The organism is Longimicrobium sp. (assembly GCA_036377595.1).
GTDB lineage: Bacteria > Gemmatimonadota > Gemmatimonadetes > Longimicrobiales > Longimicrobiaceae > Longimicrobium.
Window position 1 is genome coordinate 1 of sequence record DASUYB010000139.1, and the last position, 26,715, is coordinate 26,715.

Here is a 26,715-nt window from a genome sequence, read left to right on the forward strand (position 1 = left end):
GGGCACTGGGCACTGGGCACTGGGCACTGGGCACTGGGCACTGGGCACTGGGCACTGGGCACTGGGCACTGGGCACTGGGCACTGGGCACTGGGCACTGGGCACTGGGCACTGGGCACTGGGCACTCAAGCATTCACCGACCACCGCGACCCCTGCGGCGTGTCCTCGACGGTGATGCCGCGGGCGGCGATCTCGTCGCGGATGGCGTCGGCGGTGGCGAAGTCGCGGGCCTTGCGCGCCGCCTGCCGCGCGGCGATGCGCTCCTCGACCCACTCGGTGAGCTCCGACCCCACCGCGCACTCGCGCTCGGCCAGCTCCACGAACGCGAACACGCGGTCGATGCGCTCGAACGCGTCGAGCGCGGCGTGCTGCTCGGCCTCGCTGATCGGCCGCGTGCCCAGCGTCTCCAGCCGCTGGTTGACCGCGCCCACCAGCTTGTGCAGCTCGGAGAGCGCCACGCTGGTGTTCAGGTCCGCGTCCATGGCCTCGGTGAAGCCGGCCAGCACCTCGTCGACCACGGGGTGCAGCACCGGCTCGTCCGACGGGTCGGGGTCGCGCACGGCCGGGTGCGCGCGCAGGCGGTTGCGCGTGCCGCGGATGCGGCGCACCGCCTCGGCCGCCGCCTCGAGCCCGGCGAAGGTGAAGTTCAGCTTGCTGCGGTAGTGCGCGGAGAGGAACAGGTAGCGGATGGCCGACGGGTTCACCCCGCGGTCCACCAGGTCCTGGAGGTTGAAGATGTTGCCGGTGCTCTTGGCCATCTTGTCGCCCTCCAGGAGCAGGAACTCGCCGTGCAGCCAGTAGCGCACGAACGGCTTTCCGGTGGCCCCCTCGCTCTGGGCGATCTCGTCCTCGTGGTGCGGGAAGACCAGGTCCACCCCACCCAGGTGGATGTCGAAGGTCTCGCCCAGCTCGTCCATGCTCATGGCCGAGCACTCGATGTGCCACCCGGGGCGCCCGCGGCCCCACGGCGTGTCCCACACCGCGCCCACCTGCTCGTCCTCGGGCTTGGCCCCCTTCCAGAGCACGAAGTCGCGCACGTCGTCCTTCTCGTACTCGTCGGCCGACACGCGCTCGCCGCGGCGGCCGGCCGAGACGTCGACCCGGCTGAGCTTGCCGTAGCCGGGGAACTCGGAGATGTCGTAGTACACCGAGCCCTCGGCCACGTAGGCCAGCCCGCGCTCCTCCAGCCGGCGGATGATGTCGACCATCTGCGGCACGTAGTGCGTGGCGCGGGGATACGCGTCGGCGCGGCGGATCCCCAGCCGCTCGAAGTCGCGGAAGAGCGCGTCGACGAACGGCTGCGTGTAGTCGTCGAGCTTCACCCCGTCGCGCAGTGCGCCGCGGATGGTCTTGTCGTCCACGTCGGTGAGGTTCATCACGAACTTCACCCGCAGGCCGCGGAACTCCAGGAAGCGGCGCAGCGTGTCGGCGAAGAAGAAGGTGCGCAGGTTGCCGATGTGCGGCGGCGCGTAGACGGTGGGGCCGCAGACGTACACGCCCGCGTGCCCCTCCACCAGCGGGGTGAACTCTTCTTCCCGTCTCGTCAGCGTGTTGTAGAAGCGGATCGGCATCGGTCCGGCGTGTCCTTTCAGGCAATGCTGGGTCGGCCCCGGCGCGAACGTGCGCCGCGGAAGGTCAGGATCGGGGGGCCGACCTACATCGCCTGCTAAGCCTCTTCATCGTCCGTGGCCGTTTCGCCGTGGTGGTGCGGCGCGGTGCCCAGGGACCCCGCGCCCGTCTCCTCGTCCGTATCCCCCGCCTCTTCCTCGCCGGCGGCGCCGGCGGTCAGCTCCAGCGTCTGCGGCGGGGGGGTGCTCCCGTCCCACACCAGCTTCTGGTGCGGGAAGGGAATCTCGATCTCTTCCTGGTCGAAGCGGCGCTTCAGCCGGCGCCGGAGCTCGCGGGCCACGTCCCACTGCTTGAGCGGGAGCGTCTTGGCCATCATGCGGATGGTGACGGAGCTCTCGCCGAAGCTCTCGACCCCCGGGACCTCGACCGGCTCGACCAGCAGCGGCCGCCACTGGTCGTCGTCCCACAGCTCGCCGCCGACGGAGCGCATCACCTCCATCACCCGGTCGACGTCCTCCTTGTAGGCCACGCCCACGTCGAGGACCACGCGCGACCAGGTGCGGGTGAGATTGCTGACCTTCTTGATCTCGCCGTTGGGAACTATGTGCACGACGCCGTGCACGTCGCGCAGGACGACGACCCGCAGCGTCATCCGCTCCACCGCGCCGCTCACCCCCTCGATGCGCACCACGTCGCCCACGGCGATCTGGTTCTCGATGAGGATGAACAGGCCGCTGATCACGTCCTTCACCAGCGACTGCGCGCCGAAGGAGATGGCCAGCCCCACCACGCCGGCGCCGGCAAGGAGCGGACCCAGGTCCAGCCCCACGGCGCTCATCAGCATGAACAGGAAGATCACGAAGATGATCACCCGTCCCACGCTGCGCAGCAGCCCCACCAGCGTGCGCGTGCGCTGCTCGCTGACGGTGAGCGCCCCCGGCTGCGGCGTGCCCAGCGACTTCTCGATGCGGCGGATGACCAGCCGCAGCACCCACCACAGCACGAACGCCACCAGCACCGCGCCGGCGATGCGCAGCGCCGACCCCAGCAGCACCTCGGGGTTCAGCAGGTCGCGCGGGCGCGTGGGCTCGCGGCGCGCGGCCTCACGGATCGCGGCGACGAGCGAGTCCGCCCGGGGGAGCGGTGGCGTCTGGAACATCGGGCACGGGCTGCGGGCGGTTCAAGGGCGGCCGGTGCGCCGCTGCGCCGGGATTCTGCCCGCGGCGGCGGGGCGTGTCAAGCAAACAGCCGGAAAAATCCGGCTCGTTCGAGGGATTGGACTTTCCGCGTGACACACGAGAGACGTCATCCTGAGGCCGGCCAGACCAGTGCCGCGTCTGCACCGTAAGCTGCAGGCCGAAGGATCTATCACCGCGTCCGCACGATCATCCCCGATCCGCGCCGTTGGCCGGCGGCAATGCAGCGAAGGTGCGACGAGCGGGCTATGTGCATGCCGCGGCGATAGATCCTTCGATCGGCGCGCGAATTCGGCGCGGACGACGATTCGGTGCGGCGCCTCTCTCAGGATGACGTGTTTCGGATGCGACATAACGAACTGTGCCTACCCAACGCGAGCGGGCGGGCCCGCGCCGGGCCCGCCCGCTCGTCACCGTCCGCAAGGCGACGGTCAGCGGAGCACGCGCAGCTCCCGGATCTTCCATCCCCCCTGCTCCCACTCGGCGCCCACGTAGACGGTGCGGGTCTCGCTGTCGCTGACGCCGCGCGGGCGGCTGGTCCAGCTCAGCTCGCCGAAGCCGCGCACCGGCTGCCCGCCCGAGATGGCCACCTGCGTGGAGCGCACGCCCACAGTGGCGCGGTCGCGGAAGAGCTCGCGGAGCGCGGCGGCCACGTGGCGCGCCTCGACGGCCTCGGCCTGGCCGTTCCCCAGGTCCAGCACGATGCGCCCGTCCGCCGGCGCCAAGCCGGTGATCCCGCCCGCGTCGCCCGCGGCCCACATGCGCGCGACGGACGAGACGAAGCCCTCCAGCGGCGCGGGGCGCTGCGCGGCCAGCGCGCGCGGCGCCAGGAGCGCGAGGGTACAGAGCAGGAAGATGCGGATGCGGTTGCGGATCATCGGTATCGGAAGCGGCAGGTCGAATCGTCCAGAGCCTGTAACCCGAAGGCCGAGCACGCGTTCCGCTGATCGTAGCAGTGCGGATCAGATTCGGAAAGCACGCCGGCGAGGTCGTCGATGGGCACGAACGCAAATGCCGGCCCGCCGCGATCCTCCCGTCCGCCAATCACCCGCGATGCGAGTCGCCGCGCGGGTCATCATCATCTCCCGCAAGCAGATGCGTCATCCGGAGCGAACGACCGTTCGTCACTCCCCGACGCTGCCGACCGCCCTCTCACGGTGACACCCGCGCCGCATGTTCACCCTCTCACCGAAGCTCTTTCTCCTCGCTGGCCGCGCCGGTATCGTGGGATCTCCTCTCGTTCCCGATCTCCATCCGATCCCGCCAAAGCCACCATGGGCATCTTCGATTTCCTGCGGAGAAAAGTAACACCGCCTCCCGCGGCGCCTCCCCCTCAACCGCCACCATCCCCCGCCCCGGCGGAGCGAGCCGCGGTGGGCGCGGTGTTCGCGCAGCTCGAGGCGCTGCGGCGGACGCCGATGGTCGCCCAGATCGGCGGGTTCCGCCCGTCGGAAGCGCCGCACACGTCGTGGATCGGCCACGCCTGCGCGCCGCGCGGCGAGGGGCTGCCGGAATGGAACGGGCGGCCGCTCTATCCCGTCCTGCAGATCAACACCTCCGAGCTTCCCTCGGTCCCGCGCGCGCTGGAGGGCACCGCGGTGCTCGCGCTGTTCATGGACCTGGACGACCTTCCCTTCGACCGGCCGCACGGCGACGGCTGGGTGATCCGCGAGTACGCGTCGGAGGACGGGCTGCAGCCGGTTCTCGCGCCCGCGGGCGCCGCGGGGCCGCGCGCGTTCCCGATCCGCTGGGCCGCCGGCGATCCCGAGGGACCCTCCTGGGACGACGCCTTCGACCTCGTCGACCTGGACTCCATCGGGGCCGACGACGCCGTGGCCGACGAGTTCCACGACCGCTTCGGCAACTGGCCGGGGACGAAGGTCGGCGGATATCCGTCCGCCATCCAGCACGAGGTCGGCCTCGCGGACTACGTGTTCCAGGTCGGGAGCGAGGAGAAGGCGCAGTGGGACTGGGTGGACAGCGGCATAGCCTACTTCTTCAAGTCCGCGGACGGCGAGTGGCGCTGGGCGTGCCAGTTCTGCTGATACCAATTCCGAGGATTCAGCGTGTTCCGACATCCTCAAAGAATGGCTCACACGGAGGAAACGGAGGTAACGGAGGAACTGAACGCGATCGGAGTCCCTCCGTTTCCTCCGTTCCCTCCGTGTGAGATTCTTCAGTTCAGGAACATGGGAATACACGATAAATCCTGCGAAACGGTATGAGTCCATTCTCCCTGGCGGCTCACGCCAGCTCCACCGTCCGCTCGACCCCGATCGCCTCCAGGAACGCGCGGTCGTGGGAGACGACGACGAGCGCGCCGCCGTAGCCGCGCAGCACCTCCTCCAGCGCGTCGAGGCTGTCGAGGTCGAGGTGGTTGGTCGGCTCGTCGAGGAGCAGGAGCTTCGGCGGACGCCAGCCGTTCAGCGTGCACGCCAGCGCCGCGCGCAGCCGCTGCCCGCCGCTGAGCGTCCCCACCGGCTGGCGCACCGCGTCGCCCTCGAACAGGAAGCGGGCGAGCGCGTGGCGCGCCTCCGTCTCGCCGACGCCGGGGTTCGCGGCGCGGTAGTTGTCGAGCACGGACGCGTCCTCGCGCAGCCGCCGCGCGTGCTGGTCGAAGAACGCCACGTCGCCCGGCGCAATCCCCAGCCGCGCGGTGCCGCTCGTCGGCGCGATGAAGCCGATCGCGACGTGCAGCAGCGTCGTCTTTCCGCTCCCGTTCGGCCCGACGATCGCCACGCGCTCGGGGCCGACGATGCGCAGCGACACGTCCGCCGGCGCGGCCCGCGGCGCGCCGGGGTGGCGGACGGAGACGCGCTCCATCTCCAGCACCACTTTGCCGGCGGGGAGATCGACGGGCGGGAGATCGAGCGCCAGCCGCTCGCGCTCGTCCACCCGCGCGCGGGCGGCGGCGAGGCGCGTCCGACCCTCGGTGACGAGCCGCTCCGCCGTCTCGCGGACGCGCGCGCCGGTGTGCTGGCTGCGCTCGCGCTGCATCCCCAGCAGGATCTTCGGCGCGTTGGCCGTCGCCGCCGCTTTGGCGCCGCGGCTGGCGCGGCGCTCGTGGCGTTCGCGGATGCGCTGCGACTCGCGGCGGGCCTGCCGCAGCGCGTGTCCGGCGCTCTCCACCTCGCGCTCGGCCGCGGCGTCCTCCGCCGCCTTCTGCGCGCGAAACGCGTCGAAGTTGCCACCGTAGACGCGCACACCGCCGCCGGGCGTGAGCTCCACGATGCGATCCATCTCCCACAGCAGCGCGCGGTCGTGGCTGATGGCCAGCAGCCCGCCCGTCCATCCGCGCACGAAGCCGTACAGCGCCTCGCGCCCGGCGGCGTCGAGGTTGTTCGTCGGCTCGTCCAGCAGCAGGAAGTCGGGCGCGGAGAGCATCAGCCCCGCCAGCGCCACCCGCGTCGCCTCGCCGCCGCTGACGGTGCCGACGGGGCGGTCGAGGTGCAGGCGCGCGAGGCCGAAGCGCGCGAGCGCCGCCTCGGCCCGCTCGCGCAGATCCCAGCCGTCGCCGACCAGCTCGAAGTCGCGCGGCGATCCATCTCCCGCGAACACGCGGTCGAGCGCGGCCAGACGCCGGTCGATGCCGAGCACGGCGGCCAGCGTGCGGCCGGCGCGCACCTGGAAGTCCTGCGGCAAATAGCCGACGGTGCCGCGGCGCTGGACGGAGCCGCGCGACGGCGTCAGCTCGCCGGCCAGGATGCGGACGAGCGTGGTCTTGCCGGCGCCGTTGGGGCCGACCAGTCCGGTGCGCTCGCGGCCGAAGCCGAGCGTGATATCGGTGAAGAGGGTGCGGCCGTCAGCGAGCGCGTGGCCCAGCCGGTCGGCGGCGATGCGAAAGTCGTGGAGAACAGCAGGCACAGGGGCACACTCCGGTCCTGTCGGTGATGGTTGCGTGGACACCGGTCAGGAGCAGGATCATCGGAGCGTGTGCCTGGTTCTGGTGGAGATGCGCGGCTCGCACCGCCGCGAAGAGGAGGACGAAAGATCGGAGAAACGGATGATCGGTCAAGTGGGAAGGAATAGCGGGCTCTGGCTGCCGGGCGTTGGCCGGGCGAATGAATTCACGGCAACAAGGGCACAAAGTCCCTGCGGGACTGTATCCCCCGCATCCAGCCGATCGGGAAGCCTCGGCGTGGCCTCAGGTGATCCGGGAGGGGCACCGAAGTCCACCCATCGCACGGATACGTACCGGCAGTCCCGAAGGGACTTCGTGCTGTTGTTGCCGTGAATTCCATTCGCCCGGCATCCCCGCGCGGTTATTCGCGCTTCCACACCATCACCTCCCCATCCCCCACGAAGCCCATGCGGCGGTACAGGCTGCGGCTGCGCGGCGTGGGCCAGAGGAAGGCCTCGTGCACCCCCACCTCCGCGCACGTCTCCAGCGCCGCGGCCAGGAGCCGCGCGCCGACGCCGCCGCCGCGCAGCCCGTCGCGCACGTAGAGGTTGGTGACGTAGCCGTGCACCTCGGGCTCGTCCACCGGGTTCGGCATCTTCTCCATCAGCTGGAGCCAGACGTTGCCAACCGCCTCGCCGCCCGATTCCGCCACCCACGCCCGCCACGCGCCCTTATCCCCCAGCCGCGCGCGCATCCATTCGCCGCAGCGCGCGAGGAACGCGCCGCGATCCTCGTTCACCTCGCCGATCGACGCGCGGAACTCCCAGCGCAGCGCGGCCAACGCGGGCGCGTCGTCCGCCGTCGCCGCGCGGACCGCGACGGCGGGAGCGTTAGACGGACTCCTCGGAGTCGTCGTCATCGTCCTCATCATCGCCCGGCGCGGGCTGGTTCGGCGAGGGCTGCGGGGACGGGTTCCACCCCGCGGGCTCGGGGCCCAGGATCTCGCGCGCCTGGATCTGCGCCTGGTTCAGCTCGCGGCGCAGCGTGTCGTAGCGGTCGAAGGCGTCGCGGCCGACGCGCTGGTCGGCGTTCGTCGTCAGCCCGTAGAGATACTGGATCTGCGCCTGCAGGCCGGGTCGGCTGTAGCGGATGGGCGGCGTCACCAGCACCGCCTCGAGCGCCGTCAGCCGCGCCAGCGCGTCACCCTGCGCGGTGCGCTTCGCCTCCGCCACGCGGGCGACGAGGCGGTTCACCTCCGTCACCATCTCCCGCACGCGCAGGTTGTGAGAGAGCTGCGCCTCCAGGTCCGCCTGCGTCACCCCGTCGCGGGCGATGCGCGGGTCGATGCGAACGACCAGCGGCTGCGTCATCGTCGTCCCCCCGACCGTCATCTCCACCGTGTAGCTCCCGGGGACGATGGCCGGCCCGCCGCGGCCGTTCGCGCGCCCCGCGTCCCACGGCCCCGGCCAGGCCAGGTCCCACGCGATGCGGTTCATCCCCACGGCCGCGGGGATCGGCGCCGTCCCCGCGCGCTCGGGGCTGGCGGCGGCGCGGCGCGAGGTATCGCTGCTCAGCTCGCGCACCAGCCGCCCCTGCGCGTCGCGGATGCGGATCCACACCGGCGCGGCCGGCGGCGAGGCGAGGTGGTAGTCGATGAGGGCGCCGGCGGGCGGATACTGCGGCGCGTCCGGCCGCGCGATCCCCGACTCCGGCCCGCCGAAGCCGCCCGACCAGCGCGCGCGCACCGCGTCTCTCGGGCGGAAGAGGAAGGCGCGGGCGCGGGCCACGGAGTCGGCCAGTTGGTGCAGCGGCGCCAGGTCGTCCATGATCCAGAACCCGCGCCCCTGCGTGCTCAGCACCAGGTCCTGCCGGTGCACCTTGATGTCGGTGACCGGCGTGCGCGGCAGGTTCTGCTGGAACGGCTGCCAGTGCGCGCCGTCGTCGAAGCTCACGTACATCCCGAACTCCGTCCCCGCGTACAGCAGCCCGGGGCGCGACGGGTCCTCGCGCACCACGCGCACCGGCTCGCCGTCGGGGATGCCGTTGCGCCCGTCGGTGATCCGCGTCCACGTCCGCCCGTAGTCCGAGGTGCGGTAGACGTACGGCCGGAAGTCGCCCAGCAGGTAGCGCAGCACGGCCACGTACGCGCCGCCACGCCGGTGCGGGCTCGGCTCCACCGTCTGCACCCGCCCCCCCGGCGGCAGCCCGCGCGGGGTGACGTCGGCCCACGTCCGCCCGTTGTCGCGGGTGACGTGCACCGGCCCGTCGTTGGCCCCCGTCCAGATCACCCCCGGCTCCAGCGCCGACTCGCGGATCGCGTAGAGCGTGCTGTAGATCTCCTCGCCGGTCACGTCGATGGTGATGGGCTCGCCGGAGACCCTGGACTGGTAGCGCGGGTCGTTCGCCGTCAGGTCGGGCGAGATGCGCTCCCACGTCACCCCGCCGTCCGTCGTCCGGTGCACGTACTGCGAGCCGTAGTAGACCACGCGCGGGTCGTGCGGGCTGATCTCCATCGGCGACACGCGCTGGAAGCGGTAGATCAGCTCGCGCGGCGGCATCCCGTAGATGGACTGCGCGCCCACCCAGTACTGCTGCTCCTGCCCGGTGCGCAGCGACATCCGCGCGAACTGGCCCTTGCACGAGCCGTAGACGGTGTCCGGCTGGGTGGGGTGGGGGATGATGGGTCCCGTCTCGCACCCCGGCCCCTGGCGCCAGGTCTGCGCGGGATCGTCCACCCCGCCCTGCTGCAGCGGGAGCGAGGCGACGATCAGCGTGGTGTTGTCCTGCTGCGCGCCGTAGACGCGGTAGGGGAACTGGTTGTCGACGTAGACCTGGTAGATCTCGGCCGTCGGCTGGTTCATCTGGGTCGACCATGTCCGGCCGCCGGTCAGGGAGACGTTGGCCCCGCCGTCGTTGCTCTGGATCATGATCTCCGGCGTGCGGGGATTGATCCACAGGTCGTGGTTGTCGCCGTGCGGCGTGCGCACCGTGCTCCACGTCCGCCCGCCGTCCGCCGACCTGTAGAAGCCCTCGGTGCCGACGTACACCACGTCCGCGTTCGTCGGGTCCGCGGTGATGTTGCAGTAGTAGAAGGGGCGGGTGATCAGCTCGCGCCGGTCGCTCACCAGCGTCCACGTGTCGCCCGCGTCGTCGGAGCGATACAGCCCGCCGCCGGGGCTCGCCTCGACCAGCGCATACACGCGGCGGGGATCGGCGGCGGAGACGGCGAGGTTGCTCTTGCCGAACAGTCCGGTCGGCAGCCCGCCGCCCAGCTTGCGCCAGGTCGTCCCCCCGTCGGTGCTGCGGTAGACCCCGCCCTCGCGCGCGCCGGAGATGATGGTCCACGGCTTCCGCTCGCCGCGCCACATCGACGCGTAGACCACCTCCGGGTTGCCGGGCTGGAACTCGATGTCGACCGCGCCGGTGCTGTCGGAGACGAAGAGCACCTGCTCCCACGTCCGGCCGCCGTCGCGGGTGCGGTAGACGCCGCGCTCGCGGTTCGGCGCGAAGGCGTTGCCGATCGCCGCGACGAAGACCGTCTGCGGGTTGGCGGGGTGGATGCGGATCCCGCCGATCTGCCCGGCGCGCGGGAGGCCCATGTGCGTCCAGGTGCGCCCCGCGTCGGTCGAGCGGTACACGCCGCGGCCGGTGGAGACGTTGCTGCGGATCCCGTCGGACCCCGTCCCCGCCCACACCACGTCGGGGTTGGAGAGCGACACCTCCACCGCCCCCATCGACGCCTCGGAGAAGTACGCGTCGGAGACGTTGAGCCACGTCTGGCCGGCGTCCGTCGTCTTCCACACCCCGCCGCCGGTGGATCCCTGGTAGAAGGTGAAGGGCTGGCTCGGCACGCCAGTGACCGTGGTGACGCGCCCGCCGCGCCCGGGGCCGATCATCCGGTAGCGCAGGCCGCGGAAGAGCGCGGGATTGTAGCCCCCCGGCGGCACGGTCGTGTCGCGCGGCGAGTAGACCGCCACCTCCAGCGGCGTGTCGCGCTGCGCGGAGAGGGTGGAGGTGGAGACGAGGGGGAGGGCGAGCAGCACGAGCGAGGTGGGCCGGAGGCGCATCCCGTCTCCTTCGGTGAAGCGTCGGAATCGATGGGCGATATGGGGATGGATCGTATACAGCCGCCGCGGCGACGGCGCCAGAGGGGCGCGAGGCGGGGTGTTCTGCCGGGGATCAACGGGCGAATGGAATTCGCGGCAACAACAGCACGAAGTCCCTGCGGGACTGCCGCCCGGTCATTCCCGCGCCATGAGAAGCCCCAGTGCACCCGCAAGATGGTCAGCGGATGCGCCGGGGCTTGCCGGTCACCCGGATGCCTGCGAGCAGTCCCGCAGGGACTTTGTGCCCTTGTTGCCGTGAATTCATTCGCCCGGCCCGACAGGCGGCAGGGAGATGTCACTCCCCCTCGAGCACCACCACCGCGGCGGCCGTGTCGTCCGCGTGCGTCATGGAGAGGTGGATGCGGGTCGCGCCGCGCTCCGCCGCGAGCTCGGCCGCCCTGCCGCTGAGGCGCAGCGACGGCGCGCCGCTCGCGGCGGAGACGACCTCCACCTCGGTCCACGCGCCGCCGATCCCCCAGCCGGTGCCCAGCGCCTTGAAGAAGGCCTCCTTGGCCGCGAAGCGCGCGGCGAAGCTCTCCGGCGGATGCTTCGAGGCGCCGCAGCGCTCCGCCTCGGCGGCGGTGAAGAGGCGGCGGAGCGCGCGCCCGCCCTTGCGCTCCAGCACCGCCCACACGCGGTCGATGCGGACGACGTCGATCCCCAGGCCAACGATCATCGTGCCAGGCAGCCTTGCGCGCGCGGGTGCGGTGTCGACAACGTGAGCCGGCGCGGCAACATACCTCGCGCCCGCGCACCCCTCAACCGCCCGCGGCACGCGGTTCGCAAGGGCGCGCGGCGGCGGCATCCCCCTGGAACATCACGGCTGCGGACGGCGGCGGAGGCGGACGGCGAGTGGCGCGGAACCCATGGCGGGCACGAACGAGGCTGCTGGCCGTGGTGGCCGCCGGGATCCTGGCCGGGATCCTGGTGGGCACCCTCCTCGTGCATCTCCTCCTCTCCCCGAACAAGCCGACGCCCTAGGGCCAGTGCCCAGTGCCCAGTGCCCAGTGCCCAGTGCTCACTGCTGAGTGCGGGACGCTCGGTGGTCTGCCGCGGCTCGTCGCATCTCGTTATCTTTCTTCGCCTTCCGAAATCACCGAGCGGCAACGCCGCACTACCGCGAAAACGGTCGGGCGGCTACCATCCATCAGGGGACTTCGGCACCCTCCGATCTCCTGAATCTTTTTCCGTGGTGCGTCGTATCAAGGCCAGCGGCAAGCAGCGCCGGGAGGACATGCGCCCGCCGGTTCCTTGAATAGATCTGCCGCGCGCGCCGCGGCCGGGGAGTGAGCCCATGTACTGTTCCACCTGCGGGTCCCGGGTTGCCGAGGGCCGCGCCACCTGCCAGGTCTGCGGCGCCACCGCCGCGCGTGCGCCGTATCCGACGTATCCGGCCGCGGGGGTGGCGCCGGCGTTCTCGCCCGCCTATCCGGCCGCGCCCATCCAGGTGTGCCCGCGCTGCGGCTACCGCGGGATGAGCGCCGGCTACTACACGCGCGGCAGCCACGTGGCCGCGCTGGTGATCCTCTCGGTGATGTTCCTCCCCGCGGGGCTCCTGTACGTGCTCCTCCGCCACAACCACCGCGTCTGCCCGGCGTGCGGCCTGGGATGGGGCGCGCACGGCTCGCAGGCGCTGGCGCTGGTCCCCGGCGGCGCGGCGGCCACGCTCCCCTCGAACGATCCGGCCATCCCCGTCTCCGAGTCCACGGCCAAGCGCTGGTTCTCGTACCTGCTGCTGGTCATCGGCACCATCACCATGGTGGCCGGGCTCGCGAACTTCGAGTTCGCGCCGCTGCTGGTGGGGGCGATGTTCGCCGGCGGCGGGGGGATGCTGCTGAAGGGCGTGAAGAACGACCGCGAGAAGCGCCGCGACGCCATCATCCAGAGCCTGCAGCTCCCCGTCATCCAGCTGGCCGCGAAGAAGGGCGGCCGGCTGACGGTGACCGACGTGGCCACGGAGATGGGGTGGCCGATGGCGCGCGCCGAGAAGGTGCTGAACTCGCTGGACGACGGGATGCGGGTGATGAGCGACATCACCGACGAAGGCGTGATCGTGTACGACTTCCTGGAGATCCGCACCGCGCAGCTCCCCGGCGCCGGCGGCCGCCAGAGCGCCCTCCCCGCCTGACGGCGGCGCTCCCTCGAAGCGACGATCGGGTCCCCGGCGTTCCGCGCCGGGGACCCGATCTTTTTTCTCACGCAGGGTCAGCAGGGTGAGCAGTTGAACCGCGGTTCTCTGCTGACCCTGCTGACTCTGCGTGAGACTTTCTGTTTCCGGATCCGGGGATGGACAAGAATGGCGCTGGAACGCACGGCGGAGAGGGTTTACATTTCCGCGGCCGTCACGGCGTGGCGTCGGCCTCGGCGATGCCGCCGGAGTCGGGGCTCTTGGCGCGGCGCTTGGCCTCGGCCACGATCTCGCCCAGGTGCTCCACCGACGGCCACCGCGCGGGGTCGATGCGCACGATCGCCGCGGAGAAGCGGGTGAGCGGGAACTCGCGCTCTTCGCCGTCGCGGTCCAGCCCGCGGTAGGTGCCCGAGCTCGCCGTGTCGGCGGGGAGATGGCGCTTGAGGCCGACGTCGAACCTGCGGCGCGCGTCCTCGGCCAGGCGCAGGGCGTCCTCGGGCGGGCAGAGGAGCACGAAGTCGTCGCCGCCCACGTGGCCCAGGAAGACGTCGGGGCGTCCGCGGCCGACGGTGGTGAGCGCCGCGGCCGCCTCGCGGATGGCCGAGTCGGCCACGGCGAAGCCGAAGCGGTCGGAGAAGGGCTTGAAGTAGTCCAGGTCGAAGTAGGCCACCGTGAAGGGCTCGCCCACCTCGCGCCGGCGCTCGAGCTCCTGGTAGATGGCCTCGCCGCCGGGGAGGCCCGTCGTCGGGTTGCGGTCCCGCCCGCGCTGGGCCAGGCGCAGGAGCGCGCCGACGCGGGCCAGCAGCTCGCGGGGGTCGAAGGGCTTGGCCAGGTAGTCGTCGGCGCCGGCGTCGAAGCCGCCGAGGCGGTCCTCGATCCCGCGCTGCGCGGTGAGGATGAGGACCGGGACGTGCGCGGTGGCCGGGTCGCGCTTGATCCGCCGGCAGACCTCGAAGCCGTCGGGGTCGCCCATGCGGTAGTCGAGCACCACCAGGTCCGGCAGGCGCTGCCGCAGCTCGTCGAGCGCGGCGGTGCCGTCGGCCACGTCATGCACCTCGTGCCCCGCGGAGGCCAGCACCTGCGTCGTCATCCGCCGCAGCGCGTCGTCGTCTTCCGCGAACAGGATCCGGCTCATCGATCTCGTGGCGCTCCCATGTTCCGTCCCCCACGTCCCCGGCGCATCCGTCAGCCGATGATCTCCCGCACCTTCCGCGCGCGCGCCGCGCTGCTGTACGCGCTCCTCCTCGCAACCGCCGCGCCCGCCGCCGTCCGGGCGCAGGCGGGGCCTAATCTAGCACCGCAGGGCGCCAGCGGCGCAACCACGGCGTCGCTGTCGCTTGCGGACCGCATCGACGCCATCCTCGCGCGCCCCGCCAATCGCCGCGCCGACTGGGGGATCGAGGTGCGCGAGCTGGCCACGGGGCGCCTCCTGTATTCGCGCAACGCCGGGCGCCTCTTCATCCCCGCCAGCAACCTCAAGCTGCTGGTGACGAGCACCGCGGCGCACCATCTGGCCCCCGACTATCGCTACCGCACAACGGTCTACGCCACCGGCCCGGTGCGCGACGGCGTGCTGCAGGGCGACGTGGTGCTGTACGGCCGCGGCGACCCGCTGATCTCCGACCGCGGCGGCCGGCGGCGCACCGGGGCGTGGGAGGAGCTGGCCGACTCGCTCCTGGCCGCGGGCGTCCACCGCGTCGCCGGCGGGGTGGTGGCCGACGACTCGTACTTCGAGCCCGCGCACCTGCGTCCCGACTGGAAGCCGTCGGACCTGCGCTGGTGGTACGCCGCCCCCGTGGGCGCGCTCGGCTACAACGACAACGCCGTGCAGACGCGCTCGGGCGAGTTCGCCGCCGTGCCGAACGGCGCCGAGTACGCCGGCGGCAGCTTCCGCGACGTCCTGGAGAGCAGGGGGATTGCCCTGGATCGCCACGACGTGCGCGTGGTGACCGATCCCGCGCGCACCGACACGGCGGCGTCGCTGGGGAGCCACTGGAGCGACCCGCTGCCCGAGGTGATCGCGCCGATCCTGCTGAACAGCCAGAACTGGATCGCCGAGACGCTGCTGAAGACGGTGGGGCGCGAGGTGCGCGGCGTGGGGAGCTGGGACGCGGGGATCGCCGTGGAGCGCGACTTCCTCACCCGCGTGGTGGGGATCGACTCGGCCGATTTCCGCCTGCGCGACGGCTCCGGGCTGTCGGCCAACAACGGGGTGACCCCGCGCGCCTTCGTGCAGCTGCTCGGCTACGTGGCCCGCACGCCGGAGATGTCGGTGGTGCGCGCGTCGCTCCCCGTCTCCGGCCGCGAGGGGTCGCTCAAGACGCGCCTGACCGACCTCCCGGGCCGCGTGTGGGCGAAGACGGGGTACATCGGCGGGGTCGACTCGCTGAGCGGCTACGTCACCACCTGGGACGGGCGCACGGTGATCTTTTCCATCATCGCCAACCGCTCCGGGCAGACGTCCGGCCGCATGAAGGCGGGGATCGACGACGTCGTGCGCGCCATCGCCGCGTCGCCGGCGCAGTAAGAAACAGATTGGGCTCACGCAGAGTCAGCAGAGTTAGCAGTAACAACTGCAGTTCAACTGCTGACTCTGCTAACCCTGCGTGAGACATTCAGTTTTTCCGTCGTTCGCTCCGCGATCGGCGCCGCTCGCGGCCGGAAACCCGCCGCTGGGCGCGAGGCCCTCTCCCACGATCCGGGGAGAGGGTTATCTTTTGTCCCGCATCGCCATACCCGTTCTCCCGACGATTCCCATCGTGACGCTTCGCATCTGCATCGCCCTCGCGGCGATCGCCCTGGCCGCATCGGCCTCGCACGCGCAGACGCGGCATCCCTCGCGCGGCAGGCCCATCACCCCCGCGCTGGCGGAGGCCACGTTCGACTCGGCGTGGTCGGTGATCGACCACACGCTGTGGGATACCACCGTCGCCAACACGCTGTGGCGGCAGGCGCGCGCCGACCTCCGCCCCCGCGCCCTGCGCGCGCGCACCGCCGAGGAGCTGCGCGACGTGATGGAGGAGATGGTGGGCCGCCTCCCCTACTCGCACTTCGAGGTGATCGCCGGCGAGGTGTCGGACTCCCTCTCCGCCGCGCCCGCCGGCCGGGGCGACGCGGGGATGGAGGTGCGGCTGGTGGGCGGCCGCTACCTCGTCACCCGCGTGGAGCCGGGCGGACCCGCCGCGGCCGCCGGCGTGCGCCCGGGGTGGGTCGTGGACGCGGTGGGAACGCGCACCGCACGGCGGATCCTCGAGCTGGTCGGCCAGGTGCCCGCGGCGAAGGAGGCGCGCGGCCGCCAGCTCTACGCGTGGATCGCCATGACCGGCGCGCTGAAGGGCCCGCCCGGCACCCGTCTGCGCGTCCGCTTCCTCGACGGCGCCGACCGCCCCGTCACCCGCGAGTTGGCGCTGCGCGAGCCGGCGGGGGCGATGACGGAGAAGTTCGGCAACCTTCCCACGCTGGCGATCACCTGGGACTCGCGCCGGGTGCGCGCGGCGGACGGGACGACCGCGGGAGTGATCCGCTTCAACTACTGGATGCCCGTGGTGATGGCGCGCCTGAACGCGGCCGTCGACTCGCTGCGCGACACCGACGGAATGATCGTGGACCTGCGCGGCAACCTGGGCGGCCTGGGCCTGATGGCGTCGGGGTTCGCGGGCCACTTCCTGGACCGCGTCGACACCCTGGGGGTGATGCGGACGCGCACGACCACCCTCTACCTCGTCTCCAACCCGCGCAGGGTGGACACGCAGGCGCGGCCGGTGCGCCCGTACGCCGGCCCGCTGGCGGTGCTGACCGACGCGATGACGGGCAGCACCAGCGAATTCTTCGCGGGCGGGCTGCAGCAGCTGGGGCGCGTGCGCGTGTTCGGCGAGCCGTCGGCCGCGGCGGCGCTCCCCGCGCTGGCGGTGAAGCTCCCCGACGGCGACGTGCTGCTGCACGCGGTGGCCGACTTCACGGGGAAGACGGGGAAGCGCTTCGAGGGGATCGGGGTGACGCCCGACCTGGCCGCGCCGCCCACCCGCGCCGCGCTGCTGGCCGGCCACGACCCCGCGCTCGACGCGGCGCTGGCCTGGATCGCGGAGACGAGACGCAGCCGCGCGTCCGCGCGGTGAGCATGCCCGCGGCGGGGCCTTCCGCCGCACCGGCGCCGCGTTCGCGCGGCGCGCATCCGAACCTGGAGATTTCGAGATGATTCGCATTCGTTTCGCCCGCGCGCTGGGCCTCGCGGCGATCGCCGTCGCCGCGCAGGCCGGGGCCGCCGCGGCGCAGCAGACCCTTCCCCCCGCGTCGGAGATCGTGGAGAAGTACGTCCGCGCCATCGGCGGGCACGACGCCATCGCCCGGCTTCAGGCGCGCCACATGACCGCCGAGCTCAGCATGCCGGCGATGGGGATGACGATGACGATGGAGTCGTTCGCCGCGCGCCCCGACAAGTCGGTGATGCACATGTCGATGAACGGGATGCAGATGGCCGAGGGCTACGACGGGCAGGTGGCCTGGTCGTCGGACCCGATGAACGGCCCGCGCATCATCGACGGCGCGGAGCTGGCGCAGCGGCAGGACATGGCCTCGTTCGACAACGCGCTCGACTTCGCCAAGGTGTTCCCGAAGCTGGAGACCATCGGCGAGAAGACGGTGAACGGAAAGGCGTGCTGGAACGTGCGGATGACCGGCCAGCGCGGCACCGTGCAGGAGGGCTGCTTCGACAAGGAGAGCGGGCTGCTCGTCGCCACCCACGCCGTCCGCCAGAGCCGCATGGGCGAGATCCCCGTCGACGCCACCTACGGCGAGTACAAGCAGTTCGACGGCGTGCTCATCCCCACCGTCTCCACCATCTCGCAGGGCGGGCAGCAGCTCGTGGTCACGCTCAAGTCGCTGAGCCACGACCCCGTCCCCGCGTCGACCTTCGAGCTTCCGGCCGAGGTGAAGGCGCTGCAGCACTGAGAAGTGCGAGAGTGCGAAAGTGCGAAAGTGCGAAAACGGCGCTCACCCTCGCGCTCCCGCACTTCCGCACTCACGCACCAACCGGGGGCGGTGCTCGCATGGCGGGCGCCGCCTCCCTACTTTCGCACCCTCGCACTTTCGCACCCTCGCACTTTCGCACCCTCGCACTTTCGCACCCTCGCACTTTCGCACTCACGCACTTTCGCACTCAATGATCGAGCTCGAGCGGCTGTCCAAGTCCTATGGCGACCTCGCGGCCGTGCGCGACCTTTCGCTGCGCGTGCCCGGCGGCGAGGTGTACGCGCTGCTGGGCGCCAACGGCGCGGGGAAGACGACCGCGCTGCGCTGCCTGGCCACGCTCCTCGCCCCCACGGCGGGGACGGCGCGGATCGACGGGTTCGACGCCGTGGCGCAGCCGCTGGAGGTGCGGCGGCGGCTCGGCTTCCTGGCCGCGTCGATGGGCCTCTACCAGCGGCTGACCGCGCGCGAGCTGCTGCGCTACTTCGCCGCGCTGAACGGCATCGGCGGGGCTGACGCGGAGCGGCGGGTGGAGGAGATGGTGCGCGCGTTCGATATCGCCGAGTTCGCGGACCGGCTCTGCGGCAAGCTGTCGACCGGGCAGCGGCAGCGCGTGTCCATCGCCCGCGCGGTGGTGCACGACCCGCCCGCGCTGGTGCTCGACGAGCCCACGCTCGGGCTCGACGTGCTCAGCAGCGAGGCCATCTTCCGCTTCATCGCCGACGCGCGGGAGCGGGGACGCGCGGTGATCTTCAGCACGCACCAGATGAGCGAGGTGGAGCTGCTGGCCGACCGCGTGGGGATCATCGCCAACGGCCGCCTGGTGGCCGAGGGGACGGCGGAGGAGATCATGGCCGGCGCGGGCGAGCCCAACCTGGCCCGTGCGTTCCTGCGCATCGTGCGGGAGGCCGCGTGAACTGGCGCATCGTGTGGACGGTGCTCGCGAAGGAGCTGCGCGAGACCATCCGCGACCGGCGCACTCTGTTCATGATGATCGTCATCCCCACCCTGCTCTATCCCGGCCTGATGGTGGTGATCGAGCAGCTGACGCTCTTCGGCCAGCGGCGCCTGAGCGAGCGCCCCGCCGCCGTCGCCGTCCAGGGCGCCGACCCCGCGCTCGACGCCTTCCTCCGCCGCGACTCGGCGATCCGCCTCCTCCCGCCCGACAGCGCCACCCCCGCGGCCGTGCGCCGGGGCCACGCCGAGGCCGCCATCGTCGTCCCCCGCGCGGCGCTCGGCGAGGCGGGGACGGACAGCCTGCGCGTGCTCTTCGACGCCTCCGACGACCGCTCGCAGCGCGCGAAGGAGGTGGTGGGGAGGAAGCTCTCCGCGTGGAACGACTCGCTGATCGCCCACCGCCTGGCCGCGCGGGGGCTGCCGCCGGGGTTCGCGCGCCCGCTCGCCGTCGCCGACTCGTCCGTGGCCACGGCGGAGGAGACGGGGGCGTACGCGCTGGGGAGATTCCTCCCCGTGATCCTGATCCTGATGACGCTGCTGGGCGCCTTCTACCCCGCCATCGACCTGGCCGCGGGGGAGAAGGAGCGGGGGACGCTGGAGACGCTGCTGACCGCGCCCGTCCCCGCGCGCGAGATCGTCACCGGCAAGTTCGCCGCGGTCACCGTGCTGGCGATGGCGTCCGCGGCGGCGAACCTCCTGTCGATGCTGCTCACCTTCCAGAGCGGGATCTTCAAGTTCGCCAAGGCGGCGCACGTGAAGTTCACGCTGCCGTGGAGCACGGCGGCGCTGGTGCTGGTCGGGCTGATCCCGCTGGCCGTGCTCTTCTCCGCGCTTTTCCTGGGGATCGCGGTGCGGTCGCAGAGCTTCAAGGAGGCGCAGAACGCGCTGACGCCGGTGCAGCTGGCCAGCACGCTGCCGATCCTGGTGATCTCGCTGCCGGGGATCGACTTCAACGCGGCGCTCGCCGCCGTGCCCGTGGTGGGGATCGCGATGATGTTCCGCGAGCTCATGGCGGGCACCGCGCGGCTGGTCCCCTCGCTGATCGCGTTCGGCACGACGGTGGTCTACGCCGGGCTTGCGCTGCACTTCGCGGCGCGCGCCTTCGGGCGCGAGGACGTGCTCTTCGGCGGGGGCGCGGGCGCGGCGCCGAAGCTCGGCTGGCGCGAGCGGTGGACGGCGATGCGCACGGGCCCGCGCCGCGTGCCCCTCCCCGCCGAGGCGCTGGCGTTCGTCGCGGCCATCGCGCTGCTGTACTTCCACGCGGGTACCGCGCTGCAGGCGCGCTTCGGGGAGAAGGGGCTGCTGTGGAGCGAGTGGGGACTGCTCTTCCTCCCCGCGGTCCTGCTGGTGGCGCTGGGGCCCTTCGACGCGCGGCGGACGCTGGCGCTGCGCCGGCCGACCGCGCGGGGGATGGCGGGCGCGCTGCTGCTGGCGCTCGGCGGTATCCCGCTGGGGTGGGCGCTGGGATGGCTGCAGATCCAGGCGCTGCACCTGGAGATCCCGCGCGAGATGATGGGCGCGCTGCAGCGGCTGGTGACGGCCACCGACCTGCCGCGCTTCCTCTGGCTCCTGTTGCTGGTGGCGGTGACGCCGGCGTTCTGCGAGGAGGCGGTGTTCCGCGGCGTGCTGTTCCAGGGCCTGGCGCGCGAGGAGCGGATGTGGCGGACGGTGGGGCTCACGGCACTGGTCTTCGGCGCCTTCCACCTTTCCGGCGAGACGGCGATCCGCTTCCTGCCGACGGCGTGGATCGGGGTGCTGATGGGGATCGCCGTCTGGCGCACGCGGTCGATCTACGCCAGCATGCTGATGCACTTCGTGAACAACGGGCTGGCGGTGGTGATCGTCTCGCGCCCCGAGCTCCGCCGCGCGGCGATGTCGGACACGGGCGAGCCGAGCTGGGTGCTGGTGGCGCTGGCGCCCCTTGCGCTGGCCGCCGGGCTGTGGCTTCTTCCCCGGCGGAGCACGGCGGCGGGGGATGCGGTGGCGGCCTCTTCCGCTGGCCGAAGCGAGAGTTAGCGGGGACGGGTCCGTGCTGTAGGGGCGAGATCGTGCCCGCCACGGGCTGGCCCCCTCCCCCGGCCCCTCCCCCGCTGCGCGGGGGAGGGGAGAACTCAGCGCGGCGTAAGCACTTGCGTGAGGGATGCGCGCCCGGAGGGCCGGGACCCGCCGCGCGCGAGCGGATGCGGAGGATCGGCGGGGATGCCGGGCGCGGCGGGGCCCGGCGCCGTTGGCCACAGCGGTATCGTGGCCTACGGCGCGCGCAGCCCGTTTGGGCGTCTCAGCGCCCAACACGCCCAAACCCCGCTGTTCCAATCAGTTGAGACAGCAGTTCGACCGAGACCACCCACGACGACGAACGGTGAGCCGATGAGCCAGATGGTGGCCTGCGTGGTGCTGATCCGCGCCGTGCCCGGCGACGTGCCCGCGCTGGCGCGCCGCATCGCCGGGATCGACGGCGTGGCCGAGGTCTACTCCGTGTCCGGCGACTACGACCTGATCGCCATCGTGCGCGTGAAGGAGTACGACCGCATCGCCGAGATCGTGACCGAGGAGATCGCGCAGATCCAGGGGATCGAGCGCACCAACACCCTCACCGCCTTCCGCGTCTACTCCAGGCAGGACCTGGGCGCCGCCTGGGACATGTTCGACTGAACTTCAGGGGATAGGGAACAGGGGACAGAAGGCGGACCGCGACGCAGCCCCGCGTGCCGCTGGACCCGTCCCCTTTCGTGTCAGCTCCCCAATCCCACGATCGCGACGGCCAGGCACGCGGCCACCAGCACGTCGGGCACGATGGGGGTGATGAAGAACCAGCGCGCCGCCACCAGCGCGTGCGCCAGGTTGTAGGCCAGGAAGAGGATGGCGATCGAGCGCACCAGCGGCCCGGCCGTCTCCACCGCGCCCGCCAGCTGCCAGAACAGCACGGCCTCCACCAGCACCACCACCGCCGCCAGCAGCCCGTAGCCGAAGTAGAAATCCCAGTAGCTCCGCATCGCCCCGGCAAAATCGAAGCGGTGCGACCGCATCGCCTCGATCACCGCGACCTCCTGCGCGCCGTGCCTGGGCCGGGCGCGCAGGATCATCGCCGTGTGCGCCGCCCACTGCAGCAGCGCCACCACCGCCGCGGCGCGGAGCGCCAGCGCCGCGCTCATGCCGCGCCCCCGGCGGCCAGGTCGTCCGCCGACGGCCCGTACACCCCCGGCACCGGCACGTCCAGCAGCCGGTAGCAGACGCCCAGCTGGGCGCGGTGGTGGACCATGTGGCTCATCATCACCCGCAGCATCACGCGCCGCGGCCCGCGCGCCATCACCCGCTCTCCGCGCCGGATCGTCCACTCCACCGCCAGCGTCTCGTGATCGGCCGCGGCCAGCGCCTCGCGCAGCCGCGCCACGCCGGCGTCGTGCGCCGCCAGCAGGGCGTCCGCGCTCGCGAGCGGCGGCCGCGAGGCGGAGCCCAACGCGTCCCGCTCGCGCGTGGTCAGGACCACGGCACAGCGGCCGGCGAGGTCCGACAGGTGCGTCGCCAGCTCGGCCAGCGTCCGCGAGCGCTCGTGCGGCCGCCACTCCCCCCGCCCGTCGGGAAAGCGCTCCAGCAGGCGCCGCGTGGCGGCGAGCTCCGCGTCGAAGTCGGCGTACAGCAGCTGCGCCAGCGGAATCTCCGCCGCGGGCCGCGCGTCCGGGGCGAAGGACAGGGTCGTGCTCACGTCCACCTCGTCGGCCGAAGGGTGATCTCCCGGTGCCTCACGAGATCGAACCTGATACGCTTGGTTTAAAAAGTCAACCATGAAGTTGAAATCCTGTACCACCCCGCCTATCTTCCCTCCATGCGCACCTATCACCAGTACTGCGCCCTGGCCCGGGCGCTCGACGTCGTGGGCGATCGCTGGACGCTGCTGATCGTCCGCGAGCTGATGACGCTGGGCCCCGCGCGCTACACCGACATCCGCAACGGGCTGCCGGGGATCGCGTCGAACCTGCTGGTCGACCGCCTGCGCGAGCTGGAGGAGGCGAGGATCCTGGAGCGCACGGACGCGCCGCCGCCGGTGGCCACCGCGCTGTTCCGCCTGACTCCGCGCGGCGAGGCGCTCCGTCCCGTGATCCACGCGCTGGGGACGTGGGCGGGCCCCACCCTGGGCGCGTGGGAGGCGGGCGACGAGTTCCGCAGCCACTGGCTGGTGCTGCCGCTGGAGATCCACCTCGCCGGGCGCGCGCCGGGCCGCGACCTGTCCATCGAGGTCCGCACGGGCGACGAGCCGCTGGCGATCGAGTCCGCCGGTGGCGAGACGCGCGTCCGCCGCGGCCCGGCATCGTCTCCCGACGCCGTGGTCAGCGGCCCGCCGGACCTGGTGCTGGCGGCGCTGCTCGGCCGGGTGGCGCTGGATGCCGCGCGCGAGCGCGGCCTGCGCGTGGAGGGCGACGCGGGCGCCGTGGAGGCGGTCCGCGCGGCGGTGGGCGCCGCGCGGGCGTAAGCGATTCGGCGCGGAGGCTTTACCCCCCGGCCGATCGGGGCTAAGTTCATATCGCTTCGTACGTTCTCGGCGCCCCACCCGCCGCGGCACCATCCACCCGCGCAGTTCCGCAGATGCTTCCCGTACTGTTCAGAATCGGCGGCTTCACCGTCACCTCGTTCGGGGTGATGATGGCGCTCGCGTTCGTGGCGTCCGGCTGGATCACCGCCCGCGAGCTCAAGCGGCTGGGGCAGGACCCCGAGCATGCGTGGGACCTGGCCGGCTACGCGGCCATCTTCGGCATCCTGGGCGCCAAGCTCTACTACCTGGTCCTCCACTGGCCCGAGACGGCCGCCGACCCCGGCCACGCGATCCTCTCGCGCTCGGGGCTGGTGTGGTACGGCGGGTTCATCCTGGCGGCGCTGGCGGTGCTCTTCCGCATCCACCGGCTGAAGCTCCCCGTGCTCACCTTCGCCGACGCCATCGCGCCGGCGCTGGCGGTGGGATACGCGGTGGGCCGCGGGGGCTGCTTCCTGGTGGGCGACGACTACGGCGGGCCGACCAACCTCCCGTGGGGGATCGCCTTCCCCGAGGGCGCGCCGCCGTCGACCGCGGGGAACCTGCGCGCGTTCGGCGTGCGCGTTCCCGCCGACGTGGCCGACGGGACCGTGATGACCGTCCATCCCACGCAGCTGTACGAGGTCGGCCTCTCGCTGGCGATCTTCTTCGTGCTGTGGAAGCTGCGCCACCGCTTCGCCACGCCGGGGGCGATCTGGTTCGTCTGGCTGGCGCTGGCGGGCGTGGAGCGCTTCGTGGTGGAGATCTTCCGCGCCAAGGACGACCGGCTGCTGGGGATGTTCTCCGTCGCGCAGCTGATCTCCGTGCTGATCGTGGCCGCGGGCGTTGCGGGCTACCTCGCCGTCACCCGCCGCGCGGCGCATCCGGCCGCATCCCCGGCGAGGGCCTGACGTTGCCGGGCGAATAAATTCGCGGCAACAACGGCCCGAAGTCCGCCTTCGCGGACTGGGGGAGAGCCATCACCGAGTTGCGGCCGACATCGTGACGGCCGCAACTCGTTTCCAGCTACACCATCGCCCCCGACCCGAATCTTTCTCCAACAGCCTGCGCAGCAGGCTTCCCGATGTTCCAGCCGCGGGTTTACCCGCCCCGGCTGGATCCGCCCGGCTGGATCCGCCCGACTGCATCCGACCCGTCCGCACCCGGCCCGGATGCGCTCCCGGCGCGATCCGTGCGACGGTGCGGCGCCGTCCGCCCCACACCGACGCGTCCGCCCTGCGCCCACGGCCGCCTTGCCCGATCCGGACCCGAGCACCGCGCCGATCCCCGCGTTCGCCAATCCCGCGTCCGGCCGCGGGCGCGAGGCGGCCGAAGCCATCGCCGCCGACGCGCGCTTCGACCTGCGCGACGCGGGGCCCGAGGGGCTGGCCGACGCCATCCGCGCCGAGGCGGAGCGCGGCACCCGGCGCGTCCTGGTGGCCGGCGGCGACGGCACCATCGCCGCGGCGTGCGCGGCCGCGTGCGAGGCGGGGATGGAGCTGGCGGTGCTCGCCGCGGGGACGCTCAACCACTTCGCGCGCGACCACGGCATCCCGCTCGAATTCCCCGACGCGCTGGAGCTGGCGGCGTCCGGGCCGGTGCAATCGGTCGACATCGGGTTCGTGAACGGGCTGCCGTTCCTCAACACCAGCTCGGTGGGCGCCTACGTGGGGTTCGTGCGCCACCGCGACCGGCTGGAGAGGTGGATGGGATACCGCCTGGCCAGCTTCCTCTCGGGCCTGCGGATGCTGGCACGGCTGCGCAGCTTCGACGTGCAGCTGCGCGTGGAGGGGCAGGCGACCACCTACCGCACGGCGCTTGTGTTCATCGGCGTGGGCGAGCGCGAGACGCGCTTTCCCACCTTCGGCGGGCGGAAGGACGGTGGTCGCGCGGGGCTGCACGTGATCGCCGTGCACGGCAAGGCGGTGGCGCGCCTCACCGCGCTGGGGATCGCCGCGGCGGCGCGCGGGCTGAAGGTGGTGTCGCGCACGCCGCACCTGGACGCGTTCCTGGTGGACGAGTGCACCATCGCGATGCCCAAGCGCCTGTCGTACCTCGCGATCGACGGCGAGACGCTGCGGATGGAGGCGCCCTTCCGTTACCACCTGGCGCGCGGCGCGCTGAAGGTGGTGGCCCCGCCGCGCAACGGGGGAGATGCGTCAGAGTAGCGCACGCTGTATCGTTCTTCCGTCGCAGTCTCCCGCGGGTCCCCCCCTTGCGGAGCCGGAACGATGACGAGAACCGCCCGGGCCGTCCTGGCCCTATCGCTCGCGCTTGCCGCGCCCGCAGCGGCGCAGGCCCCCGCCCGCACGCCGACGGTCGTGGATTCGCTGTCGAAGGTGCGCGTCACGCAGGACTTCCTCGAACCCCGCACCCTCGTCGGCATCCTGCAGCACGCCGACACGGCCGACCTCGAGGTGCTGCGCGGCGACCAGCGCTTGACCATCCCCGTCGTCTACGTGCGGCACGTGGAGCTGGCCAGCGGGCGGCGCTCGTCCGGCGCGGGGGCGCTGCGCGGCGCCATCTTCGGCTTCCTGGGCGGGGCGACGGCCACGGGGCTGTTCGTGCTTGCGTCGAAGGCCGGGGGATCGGACTGCGCGGACTGCATCTGGAACCCCGGCACCGGCGTGGTCGTGCTCGGCCTCCCGCTCACCGGGGTGACGACGCTCACCGGCGCCGCCGTCGGCGCGATGCGGCCCGGCGACTACTGGAGCCGCGTCCCGCTTCCGCTGGAGGTGCGCGACCAGGGCGTCCGCTGAGGCTCGTCTCTGGCCGGTCCGGACGGATCAGTCTCACGCAGAGCAGCGGAGGCAGCAGAGATGAGTTCTCTGCTGGCTCCGCTGCTCTGCGTGCGACCAAATCCGGGTGAAGCAATGATGCGTTCAACCGAATTTCGTGCTGACGCGATGATAGATCCTTCGGCCTGCAATCGCTTGCGCAGACGCTGATTACGGTCTGGCCGGCCTCAGGATGACGTCACCGTGGCATCGGCCTGGGTGCATCAATCTACGCGTACAGCTCCAGGTAGCCGCAGCGCTCGCAGCGGTCGGCCACCACGTTGAAGCGGCGGCGGCCCTTGAGCTTTACCCCGGTCCAGAAGCTCTTCTCCGGCATGCCCTCGATCCATTCCAGGGGCTTGTGCGCCTGGCCGACATCCAGCAGGTACCCGGTGCTCATCGGGTTGCCGCACTTGGGGCAGATCATATCGGGCATCTCGCTCACCTCGCTCGGGGAATCACACTCCAGGACGGGGAAACTCGGTACATTCTGGCGGCGCCGGAACACCTCCGGAGGTTCAGCATCACCCTCTCAGCTCGACTTTGTCCATTTCAGCACAGGCGTTGCATCGTGTAGCCATGGTGCCCCCACCGAACCCGGGGCGCACTGTCGATGCAAGCCAACCTGACCGAGCTGGCCGAGCTTTTCTCCGCGTTCGCTCCACTCTTCAC

At 72.0% G+C, this 26,715-nt stretch carries 24 protein-coding genes; 13 read left to right on the forward strand and 11 right to left on the reverse strand.

Features of this window, described 5'->3' with window-relative positions; genetic code table 11:
* Positions 1 to 125: 125 nt before the first annotated feature.
* From cysS to VF092_24915, 3 genes are all read right to left on the reverse strand, one after another.
* Positions 126 to 1,571, reverse strand: a complete 1,446-nt coding sequence (gene cysS / locus VF092_24905) for a cysteine--tRNA ligase (protein HEX6750553.1) — start codon at positions 1,569 to 1,571, stop codon at positions 126 to 128.
* Positions 1,572 to 1,666: 95 nt separating this feature from the next.
* Entirely contained in the window at positions 1,667 to 2,728 is a 1,062-nt protein-coding gene (locus VF092_24910; protein ID HEX6750554.1) for a mechanosensitive ion channel domain-containing protein, read from the reverse strand.
* A 468-nt stretch (positions 2,729 to 3,196) separates the two neighbouring features.
* Positions 3,197 to 3,643 carry a hypothetical protein gene (locus VF092_24915; GenBank protein HEX6750555.1) on the reverse strand — a complete coding sequence of 149 codons (447 nt, stop codon included), beginning with the start codon at positions 3,641 to 3,643 and terminating at the stop codon, positions 3,197 to 3,199.
* A gap of 495 nt (positions 3,644 to 4,138) precedes the next feature.
* Here VF092_24915 and VF092_24920 point away from each other — a divergent pair, with 495 nt between their 5' ends.
* Positions 4,139 to 4,810: a DUF1963 domain-containing protein gene (locus VF092_24920; protein HEX6750556.1), complete on the forward strand. Its 672-nt coding sequence runs from the start codon at positions 4,139 to 4,141 to the stop codon at positions 4,808 to 4,810.
* Positions 4,811 to 5,009: 199 nt separating this feature from the next.
* Here VF092_24920 and VF092_24925 read toward each other — a convergent pair whose 3' ends face one another.
* From VF092_24925 to VF092_24940, 4 genes are all read right to left on the reverse strand, one after another.
* Positions 5,010 to 6,629, reverse strand: a complete 1,620-nt coding sequence (locus VF092_24925) for an ABC-F family ATP-binding cassette domain-containing protein (GenBank protein HEX6750557.1) — start codon at positions 6,627 to 6,629, stop codon at positions 5,010 to 5,012.
* A 398-nt stretch (positions 6,630 to 7,027) separates the two neighbouring features.
* Positions 7,028 to 7,525: a GNAT family N-acetyltransferase gene (locus VF092_24930; protein ID HEX6750558.1), complete on the reverse strand. Its 498-nt coding sequence runs from the start codon at positions 7,523 to 7,525 to the stop codon at positions 7,028 to 7,030.
* On the reverse strand, positions 7,497 to 10,673 hold the full coding sequence (locus VF092_24935; GenBank protein HEX6750559.1) for a hypothetical protein: 3,177 nt from the start codon (positions 10,671 to 10,673) through the stop codon (positions 7,497 to 7,499). Before VF092_24935 ends, VF092_24930 begins: the two co-directional genes overlap by 29 nt.
* A gap of 334 nt (positions 10,674 to 11,007) precedes the next feature.
* Positions 11,008 to 11,388 carry a holo-ACP synthase gene (locus VF092_24940; GenBank protein ID HEX6750560.1) on the reverse strand — a complete coding sequence of 127 codons (381 nt, stop codon included), beginning with the start codon at positions 11,386 to 11,388 and terminating at the stop codon, positions 11,008 to 11,010.
* 176 nt (positions 11,389 to 11,564) lie between these two features.
* On the opposite strand from VF092_24940, the gene VF092_24945 reads away from it, so the two are divergent.
* Positions 11,565 to 11,693 (forward strand): hypothetical protein, encoded by a 129-nt coding sequence (locus VF092_24945; GenBank protein ID HEX6750561.1) that lies wholly within the window; start codon positions 11,565 to 11,567, stop codon positions 11,691 to 11,693.
* Between the two features lie 313 nt (positions 11,694 to 12,006).
* The gene (locus VF092_24950) at positions 12,007 to 12,840 is read left to right on the forward strand and encodes a hypothetical protein (GenBank protein ID HEX6750562.1); all 834 of its coding nucleotides are present in this window, start codon (positions 12,007 to 12,009) and stop codon (positions 12,838 to 12,840) included.
* A 214-nt stretch (positions 12,841 to 13,054) separates the two neighbouring features.
* Here the strand turns inward: VF092_24950 and VF092_24955 are convergent, their stop codons facing one another.
* On the reverse strand, positions 13,055 to 13,975 hold the full coding sequence (locus VF092_24955) for a response regulator (GenBank protein ID HEX6750563.1): 921 nt from the start codon (positions 13,973 to 13,975) through the stop codon (positions 13,055 to 13,057).
* A gap of 57 nt (positions 13,976 to 14,032) precedes the next feature.
* Here VF092_24955 and dacB point away from each other — a divergent pair, with 57 nt between their 5' ends.
* From dacB to VF092_24985, 6 genes are all read left to right on the forward strand, one after another.
* Positions 14,033 to 15,367 carry a D-alanyl-D-alanine carboxypeptidase/D-alanyl-D-alanine-endopeptidase gene (gene dacB / locus VF092_24960; protein ID HEX6750564.1) on the forward strand — a complete coding sequence of 445 codons (1,335 nt, stop codon included), beginning with the start codon at positions 14,033 to 14,035 and terminating at the stop codon, positions 15,365 to 15,367.
* A 232-nt stretch (positions 15,368 to 15,599) separates the two neighbouring features.
* On the forward strand, positions 15,600 to 16,955 hold the full coding sequence (locus VF092_24965) for a S41 family peptidase (GenBank protein HEX6750565.1): 1,356 nt from the start codon (positions 15,600 to 15,602) through the stop codon (positions 16,953 to 16,955).
* Positions 16,956 to 17,031: 76 nt separating this feature from the next.
* Entirely contained in the window at positions 17,032 to 17,787 is a 756-nt protein-coding gene (locus VF092_24970; protein HEX6750566.1) for a DUF620 domain-containing protein, read from the forward strand.
* 211 nt (positions 17,788 to 17,998) lie between these two features.
* A complete protein-coding gene (locus tag VF092_24975) occupies positions 17,999 to 18,721 on the forward strand; it encodes an ABC transporter ATP-binding protein (GenBank protein ID HEX6750567.1) in 723 nt (240 codons plus the stop codon).
* Positions 18,718 to 20,778 carry an ABC transporter permease subunit/CPBP intramembrane protease gene (locus VF092_24980; protein HEX6750568.1) on the forward strand — a complete coding sequence of 687 codons (2,061 nt, stop codon included), beginning with the start codon at positions 18,718 to 18,720 and terminating at the stop codon, positions 20,776 to 20,778. Before VF092_24975 ends, VF092_24980 begins: the two co-directional genes overlap by 4 nt.
* A gap of 351 nt (positions 20,779 to 21,129) precedes the next feature.
* Positions 21,130 to 21,414 carry an Lrp/AsnC ligand binding domain-containing protein gene (locus VF092_24985; protein ID HEX6750569.1) on the forward strand — a complete coding sequence of 95 codons (285 nt, stop codon included), beginning with the start codon at positions 21,130 to 21,132 and terminating at the stop codon, positions 21,412 to 21,414.
* Positions 21,415 to 21,494: 80 nt separating this feature from the next.
* Here VF092_24985 and VF092_24990 read toward each other — a convergent pair whose 3' ends face one another.
* Positions 21,495 to 21,914 carry a hypothetical protein gene (locus tag VF092_24990; protein ID HEX6750570.1) on the reverse strand — a complete coding sequence of 140 codons (420 nt, stop codon included), beginning with the start codon at positions 21,912 to 21,914 and terminating at the stop codon, positions 21,495 to 21,497.
* Complete coding sequence (locus VF092_24995) at positions 21,911 to 22,465, reverse strand: DinB family protein (protein ID HEX6750571.1); 555 nt, start codon at positions 22,463 to 22,465, stop codon at positions 21,911 to 21,913. The genes VF092_24990 and VF092_24995 overlap by 4 nt, the downstream gene beginning before the upstream one ends.
* Before the next feature lie 120 nt (positions 22,466 to 22,585).
* On the opposite strand from VF092_24995, the gene VF092_25000 reads away from it, so the two are divergent.
* From VF092_25000 to VF092_25015, 4 genes are all read left to right on the forward strand, one after another.
* Positions 22,586 to 23,230 carry a helix-turn-helix domain-containing protein gene (locus tag VF092_25000; GenBank protein HEX6750572.1) on the forward strand — a complete coding sequence of 215 codons (645 nt, stop codon included), beginning with the start codon at positions 22,586 to 22,588 and terminating at the stop codon, positions 23,228 to 23,230.
* A 113-nt stretch (positions 23,231 to 23,343) separates the two neighbouring features.
* Positions 23,344 to 24,177, forward strand: coding sequence for a prolipoprotein diacylglyceryl transferase (locus VF092_25005; GenBank protein HEX6750573.1), 834 nt, complete (start codon positions 23,344 to 23,346; stop codon positions 24,175 to 24,177).
* Positions 24,178 to 24,519: 342 nt separating this feature from the next.
* The gene (locus VF092_25010) at positions 24,520 to 25,434 is read left to right on the forward strand and encodes a diacylglycerol kinase family protein (protein HEX6750574.1); all 915 of its coding nucleotides are present in this window, start codon (positions 24,520 to 24,522) and stop codon (positions 25,432 to 25,434) included.
* Between the two features lie 63 nt (positions 25,435 to 25,497).
* Positions 25,498 to 26,025, forward strand: a complete 528-nt coding sequence (locus VF092_25015; protein ID HEX6750575.1) for a hypothetical protein — start codon at positions 25,498 to 25,500, stop codon at positions 26,023 to 26,025.
* A 247-nt stretch (positions 26,026 to 26,272) separates the two neighbouring features.
* Here VF092_25015 and VF092_25020 read toward each other — a convergent pair whose 3' ends face one another.
* Entirely contained in the window at positions 26,273 to 26,479 is a 207-nt protein-coding gene (locus VF092_25020) for a PF20097 family protein (GenBank protein HEX6750576.1), read from the reverse strand.
* Positions 26,480 to 26,715 lie beyond the last annotated feature (236 nt).

Coding starts and splice junctions, on each gene's coding strand:
- cysS (HEX6750553.1), bottom strand. CDS start 1,571: ATGCCGATCCGCTTCTACAACACGCTGACGAGACGGGAAGAAGAGTTC.
- VF092_24910 (HEX6750554.1), bottom strand. CDS start 2,728: ATGTTCCAGACGCCACCGCTCCCCCGGGCGGACTCGCTCGTCGCCGCG.
- VF092_24915 (HEX6750555.1), bottom strand. CDS start 3,643: ATGATCCGCAACCGCATCCGCATCTTCCTGCTCTGTACCCTCGCGCTC.
- VF092_24930 (HEX6750558.1), bottom strand. CDS start 7,525: ATGACGACGACTCCGAGGAGTCCGTCTAACGCTCCCGCCGTCGCGGTC.
- VF092_24935 (HEX6750559.1), bottom strand. CDS start 10,673: ATGCGCCTCCGGCCCACCTCGCTCGTGCTGCTCGCCCTCCCCCTCGTC.
- VF092_24940 (HEX6750560.1), bottom strand. CDS start 11,388: ATGATCGTTGGCCTGGGGATCGACGTCGTCCGCATCGACCGCGTGTGG.
- VF092_24950 (HEX6750562.1), top strand. CDS start 12,007: ATGTACTGTTCCACCTGCGGGTCCCGGGTTGCCGAGGGCCGCGCCACC.
- VF092_24955 (HEX6750563.1), bottom strand. CDS start 13,975: ATGAGCCGGATCCTGTTCGCGGAAGACGACGACGCGCTGCGGCGGATG.
- dacB (HEX6750564.1), top strand. CDS start 14,033: ATGATCTCCCGCACCTTCCGCGCGCGCGCCGCGCTGCTGTACGCGCTC.
- VF092_24970 (HEX6750566.1), top strand. CDS start 17,032: ATGATTCGCATTCGTTTCGCCCGCGCGCTGGGCCTCGCGGCGATCGCC.
- VF092_24975 (HEX6750567.1), top strand. CDS start 17,999: ATGATCGAGCTCGAGCGGCTGTCCAAGTCCTATGGCGACCTCGCGGCC.
- VF092_24985 (HEX6750569.1), top strand. CDS start 21,130: ATGAGCCAGATGGTGGCCTGCGTGGTGCTGATCCGCGCCGTGCCCGGC.
- VF092_24990 (HEX6750570.1), bottom strand. CDS start 21,914: ATGAGCGCGGCGCTGGCGCTCCGCGCCGCGGCGGTGGTGGCGCTGCTG.
- VF092_25000 (HEX6750572.1), top strand. CDS start 22,586: ATGCGCACCTATCACCAGTACTGCGCCCTGGCCCGGGCGCTCGACGTC.
- VF092_25005 (HEX6750573.1), top strand. CDS start 23,344: ATGCTTCCCGTACTGTTCAGAATCGGCGGCTTCACCGTCACCTCGTTC.
- VF092_25015 (HEX6750575.1), top strand. CDS start 25,498: ATGACGAGAACCGCCCGGGCCGTCCTGGCCCTATCGCTCGCGCTTGCC.
- VF092_25020 (HEX6750576.1), bottom strand. CDS start 26,479: ATGCCCGATATGATCTGCCCCAAGTGCGGCAACCCGATGAGCACCGGG.